Here is a 6,273-nt window from a genome sequence, read left to right as displayed (position 1 = left end):
GTAGCTCAATTGGTTAGAGCGCTGCCCTGTCACGGCAGAGGTTACGGGTTCGAGTCCCGCCACTCCCGCCACTTTTCCCGCGAAAAACGAAGAAGTCTTGATTTGTAGGGACAGATTTGGGACAAATTCCGCGTGACAGCGGACTGTCCCGAATCACGGAGCAGGAGTCCCAAGTTCCCCCTTTCGGTGCGCGAAGGAAGCGTCGAGGTCAAAGTCTACGCCACGCCCTTCGAGCTGCGCGGAACGAAATACTCCCAGTACTCGGTTTGTTACTACCTGGGCACCCGCCGGGTCCGCGAGCGATTCTCCGATTTGGACAAAGCCAAGGCCGCAGCCCGCGCTGCCGCAGTGAAGTTGGCCAACGCCGACCACGATGCTTTCGAGCTTTCCGCGTCTGACCGTTCAATTTTTGCCCATTGCACCCGTATTCTGGAAGAATTCGGGACTCCTTTGGCGGTCGCTGTCGCGGAGTATGTCGAGTCCCGGCGCCTCCTTCCGCCCGGCACCGCTCTCAAAGACGCGGTTGCCGAGCACGTCGGAAGGCGGGCCAAACTCCAGGGTGATGGCCGAGTCCCAGTTTTGGTGGAGGAATTTATCGCCGCCAAGCTCAAGGCTGGCTTGAGCAAACGGCACCTAACCGACCTACGGCACCGCCTTGGCCGCTTTTCGCGCCACTTCGATCTACCGGTAGGAAATTTGACCGCAGCCCTAATTGAGAAGTATTTGGACGACCTGGGGGTTGCGGGACGCAGCCGCATCAACGATCTGACCTGCATCTCCGCTTTCGGCCGCTACGCCGTTAAAGTTCGCCAGGCGCCCCGCGACCTTCTTGAGGAAATTGGCGCCCTCCAACGCCCGAAATTGGAACCTCCCGCCACGCTGATTTGGAGCCCGAACGAGTTTCTAGAAATGCTCGACTGTGCTCCCCCGGCAGCGGTTTCGTTTTTGGTTCTGGGTGGACTTTGCGGACTGCGCAGCAGCGAAATTCTACGAGCGGATTGGAGCCATCTCACTCCGGATGGCAGCCACATCGCCGTGATCACCAGAAAAGGCCGATCCCCTTCCCGGCGCCTTGTACCCCTCTGCGAATTGGCAAAAAAACAATTGGATCGTGTGAATCGCGGCAAGGGGCCGATTTGTGAGTACACCCGAGAGCAATACGTTATTCGTGCCATCATTGCGGCGGTAAACGAAGTCCGCGCGCGATCAAAGAACCCCGAAAAATTCCTCTGGCGGGAGAACGCATTGCGTCACAGCTATGGCACCTACCGCGTGGCGCTGACGGGAGACGTCTCTCGCACCAGCTTGGAAATGGGCAACTCGCCCAGCATGATCGTGAAACACTACCTCCAGCTCGTCACGAAACAGGATGCTGAACGATTTTTCGACCTATCAAAGAGACGTGCCCCGACTCAGCGCGTCGAGCCATTAGCCGTCGCTGCGGCATCTCCGCCGGCACATGTGGAGTAGTCGCCGATGCGGAGGTCTCTTTGTCCCGCCTTTCCGCCAACTTGATATCGACGCAGATCCGCCAGCACTTGGGCACGGTCGAACAGGACCGAATGCCCGATGCGAATATAGCTGAGGTAGCCAGCTTTTGCCCATATCTCGATGGTCCTTCTAGACTTGTGCAGTTCAGCCGCCAGCTCCGCTTTCGTCAGGAACGCAGAGCCTTGTGTCGGTGATGTCGCTTTCATTGGATCTTATTGAAAAACGATGCACGCCGATTCCTGCTCGATTGAGCGAAGTACGATTACTTCGGGAGTCGCCTCAGGGAGCATGTGTCGTCTGACCCACTGTTGCCCCAGTATCCCGCGCGCCGGTGTACCAGTTACACAAAGTTCGCTCGAGTAGCCCGACACTGCATCCTGCCACGATAGGGACAGCGAAACCATCGCTGCCGGAGATCGGCAGCGATGGCTGCGAGCGACCCATTCGCCGTCACGCGTAAAAATGACCAAGCTCCTTAAGCGATGAGTAGTGACGAGACCGGTCGGGTGCAGACTGGCCGATGATGACGTGATCGAGGACTTCGATCCTCAGAAGTTGACCGGCCCGGATGAGGTCGCGGGTGGTGCGGAGGTCGGCCATTGATGGACTAGGGTCCCCTCCAGGATGATTGTGCATCAGGATGACCGCGTGAGCACTGGCCACGATGGCCACCCGGAAGATTTCCCGAGGATGGACCAACACGGAATCGAGAATTCCCATTCCCACAATTGTGTGACCCTTGATCCGCCGCCGCGTGTTGAGCATCAAGACCACGAAGAATTCGACTTCCGGATTAAAGTACGGATTGGTCTGCACATGCAGCCGCCAGTAGTCGGCCGCCCGTTCCGGCGTATCGCATTCCTGCACTTGCGATGGGGTCGGACAATCCCGAATCGCGACCAGCTTCCATTCGCGCGGTTGGCGTTGGGACCGGATGGCCCTCGCGCCCTGGTTGGCGGCGGAATCGACGGCCTGCATCAGGGGTGAAGTGACGCTCTGCGGATCCGTCGGTGAGGTGACAGTGACTTCGGTGGTGCTCATGTATTGTGTTTCGTGCCGAAGGAGCGGGAGTGCTCTCTTCACCGGGACCTGAGAGAGCACGACCGTTCCGCCGAAACACCCCCGGGAGCGTTCTCGCCGCCGGGCAGCGGAGCATCAGCAGCGCCGTGACAGGGACGCTGATCTGCGGCCCTGGCGCGGGCGGTGCGCGGAGCAACCAGAGGCGAGTACGCGGAAGGGCATGAGCACCTCCGAATCACCACCGACGCGGGCTAGCTTCTACCCGCTGCTGGCCAATCAGCAGTTGCTACCCAGGAATGAGCATCCGACTGGAGGGGCTGGACACCATAGAACAAACGGCGATGCCGGCTCGCTTGGAGCAACTGTTCGCTTTGGTTCGTCCTGCGGGAGACCGAAGCGAAGCGAAGGGAGCCCTGAGGACGGACGGAAGCGCTGCGGAATGCCCGCAATATCCGCAGCCGAGACGAGGGTGCGTGGAGGGAAGCGGACGGGTTGGCGCGAGATCAGCGGCAAACCAGAAGCGTACCGGAACAAACCCTGGTCCCGGCCACGTCAGACGCGCATTGCCGTCTTCCGGACAGATTTGATTCCTTCAATTGGAGTCTCCTTCTCCGAGAAGGCATTCGTCTGCTCCGGTCCCGGTTCGGCATCAAGCTGGGTTGCTGCCTGATTCTTGGTCAGGTCGAGTTGGTCGGCGATGGCTGACTGGCGCTTCCGCAATTCTTGATAGTGCTCCTCATGCTCGAAAGGGTGACCGATTCGCGCTTCGAGTTCGGAGGCCCGTTTGCGGAAGTTGATGCCCTCTTGCTCCAGTTTCTCAACCCGTTCCTCGAAACCCTGAACGGCTGCCTCCAGGGAACGAATCGTCCCCAGGGCGGTATCCGTGACCCGGGCGACGTAGCTGTTGTGGCCGCGAAGAATGACATCGGCGCTGCCATCGAAGCCGGTGCGAAGGACAAGGCTGAAGCCGGCGAATCGTCCGACTTGGGTCTCTTCCATGTAGCGGCTTTTCAGCTTCTCTGCCTGACGGAGGATGAGCTCGCCGGCGATTCCCCGATTGATGATGGTCTGACCGTCAATCTCGATGGAGAAACGGTCGCCAGAGGTGTCTGCCCGAACCGCAAGATCCAGGCGCAGGTTGGCAAGGCGCTGCGCGGTGCCGCCGGCATCCTCTTCGGCGCGCCGACGCTCACCGCGGATTCTGTACTGCTCTTCGGAATGGGCCGAGCGGAGTCGGGTAAACCGCATCAATTCGGCATCCACCTGCGCCTTCTCGATGACCAGGGGATTCCCGGACGCGATGGCTTTGACCTCGGCATAGGTCAGGGCGGCGGAGTCGATGTCCTCCAGACGACGGATCGTCATATCGCCGCTCATCACCTGGGCAATGAACTTTGCCTTGGTCTCCAGGGTTTGCCACATGTAGGCGTCAAAGGATCCGCCGGTGACGTAGCGGTAGATCTGAACCACCGGATTCCGGTTCCCCTGACGGAGGATTCGGCCCTCGCGCTGCTCGACGTCGGCCGGCCGCCACGGGGCATCCAAGTGATGCAGCGCAATCAGCCGTTCCTGGACGTTTGTGCCCGAACCCATCTTCTGAGTGCTCCCGAACAGAATGCGGACCTTGCCGCTGCGAACATCGCGGAACAGGCCAAGCTTTGCAGCGTCGGTTTCAAAATCCTGGATGAACCCAATCTGGGCGGCGGGCACGCCCAGCTTCTCCAGCTTCGCGGCCATGTCGCGATAGACGGAGAAACCGAAATCCCTCGGGGTGGACAAGTCGCAGAAGACCAACTGAGCGGAGCGCTCCTTATCCGAAGCCTGCCAGATGCGGTGGATGTTCTCGACGGCGAGGTTGACCTTGCTCTGCGGTTCGTCGCGAGACCCCGGCAGGACAAGCCGCAGATCAAGCGCTGCTTTCCGGCCCTCGGACGTGATCTTGAGCATGTTGTCCACCCGCGGGTCCACCCGGTTGGTCCTCAGCGCCTCCGCTCTGGACGCGAGTTGCCCGACGAGCGCTTTCAACTCCGGCGTGGCCGGCGCATTCCGGATGCTTGGCTTGCCATTCTCCAGCATGGGGCGTGGCAGATTGAGCAAATCGGCCGTCTGCACATCCGCCGTTTGGCGGAACATCTGCATCAATTCCGGCACATTGATGAACCGGGCGAATCGGGTGTTCAGCCGGTAACCGGCACCGTCCGGCGAAAGCTCCATGGCCGTGACGGGCTCCCCGAAGGTAGCCGCCCACGAATCGAAATGATGCAGGTCATGGCGTTTCAACGCTTCCGGCTGAAGATACCGCTGCATGGTGAACATTTCGGCCATGCTGTTGGCGATAGGGGTGCCGGTGGCGAAGACCACGCCACCACCGCCATTGAGCGACTGGACATGCCGAACCTTGAGGTACATGTCGAAGGCCCGCTCGCTCGCGGTCTGCGGCAGGCCGGCGATGCGGGTCATCTTCGAGACATAGAACAGGTTCTTAAAGTAGTGGGCTTCATCGACGACCAACCGATCCACGCCCAATTCTTCAAAGGTCAGGGTGTTATCCTTCTTTCCTTCCGCAGCAAGCCCCTCGAGTCGGGCTTCCAGCCGCTTCTTTGCCTTCTCAATCTCCTTCACCAGCCGTCGATCCCCGGAACCGGCGTGCTGGCGCTTCACCATCTCCAGTTCGTGAAGCTGTTCCTCAAAGAACCGCTTCTGGGTGTCTTTCGCCAAGGGGATGCGCTCGAAGCCAGAGTGAGTGACAATCACCGCATCCCAGTTTCCCGTGGCAATCCTGCTGAAAAGCTTTCTCCGGTTCGTGGCCTCGAAATCGGCCTTGCCGGCCACAAGGATATTGGCACCCGGATATAGCGTGAGCAGTTCGGTCGAGAATTGGCCGAGCATGTGGTTCGGAACGGCGAAGAGCGGCTTGTGCGACAGGCCCAGCCGTCGCGATTCCATAGCGGCGGCCACCATGGTGAACGTCTTGCCGGCACCGACGACATGAGCAAGCAGGGTGTTGGGAGTCTGAAGAATGCGCCAGATTCCGGCCTTTTGGTGTGCTTGGAGAGTGATGTTCTGGCTGGCACCGGGCAGCGTCAGGTGATCGCCATTGAAGGTGCGCACGCGGGTGTGATTGAAGGTGTCGTTGTACTGTCGGCACAGCCGCTCCCGACGTGCATCGTCGCTCCAAATCCATTCTGCAAACCGTTCCTTGATCCGCTGCTGCTTCTCGCGCGCCGCCTCAGTCGCCTGGGCATTGACGGTTGCCTTCTGGTCCGCATCGAAGTCGTGAACGGTCGGGGTCCTGAGGTTGAGGGCGTCCTCAATGAGTTCGAGGGCAGAGCAGCGGTCCGTTCCCCAATCGGTGGTATTGGCCGTCGCCTGTTTGACGTCCCAATCTCCCTTCAGATACCAGGTCCCCAGCGCGGCCACGTGCCCAACGCGTACCCCGTTTGAAACACCGAGCAGCTCTTGGGTGAACTGCTCCACGTCGCTGGCCGGCAACCACGCAGCCCCAAGACGCACGTCGATTTCGGACGGGTTCAGGTCCGCCGGCAGGACGGACTTCAGCGCAGTGGCGTTGTCCTGAAATCCTAGATCGGTGAGGGCCGCGGCTTCGGCGACCTCCAACTTTTCGCGAACGTTGCCCGAGAGGTACTGGTCATCCGTCTCCCAAAGGTTCGATTGAGGGTTCAGGAAAATCAGGCCCTTGAGCTCGGGCAAGAGTTCTTCAGCGGGCCGTTGCAGCAGCCCCGCCATGTGGTCCAGATCCAC

At 60.2% G+C, this 6,273-nt stretch carries 3 protein-coding genes; 1 reads left to right on the top strand and 2 read right to left on the bottom strand.

Translation table 11 applies throughout. The features are described 5' to 3' along the window. Nucleotides 1-186 precede the first annotated feature (186 nt). Entirely contained in the window at nucleotides 187-1,470 is a 1,284-nt protein-coding gene (locus tag Q8M88_RS07995) for a hypothetical protein (RefSeq protein WP_305596150.1), read from the top strand. Between the two features lie 471 nt (nucleotides 1,471-1,941). Here the strand turns inward: Q8M88_RS07995 and Q8M88_RS07990 are convergent, their stop codons facing one another. After that, nucleotides 1,942-2,532: a JAB domain-containing protein gene (locus tag Q8M88_RS07990; protein ID WP_305596148.1), complete on the bottom strand. Its 591-nt coding sequence runs from the start codon at nucleotides 2,530-2,532 to the stop codon at nucleotides 1,942-1,944. Between the two features lie 531 nt (nucleotides 2,533-3,063). Further along, nucleotides 3,064-6,258, bottom strand: coding sequence for a hypothetical protein (locus Q8M88_RS07985; protein ID WP_305596146.1), 3,195 nt, complete (start codon nucleotides 6,256-6,258; stop codon nucleotides 3,064-3,066). Nucleotides 6,259-6,273 lie beyond the last annotated feature (15 nt).

It is taken from the genome of Phenylobacterium sp., from assembly GCF_030693805.1.
Taxonomy (GTDB): Bacteria; Pseudomonadota; Alphaproteobacteria; order Caulobacterales; family Caulobacteraceae; genus Phenylobacterium.
The sequence above is the reverse complement of the archived record's forward strand: the minus strand, read 5'-3'. Positions and strand labels throughout refer to the sequence as shown.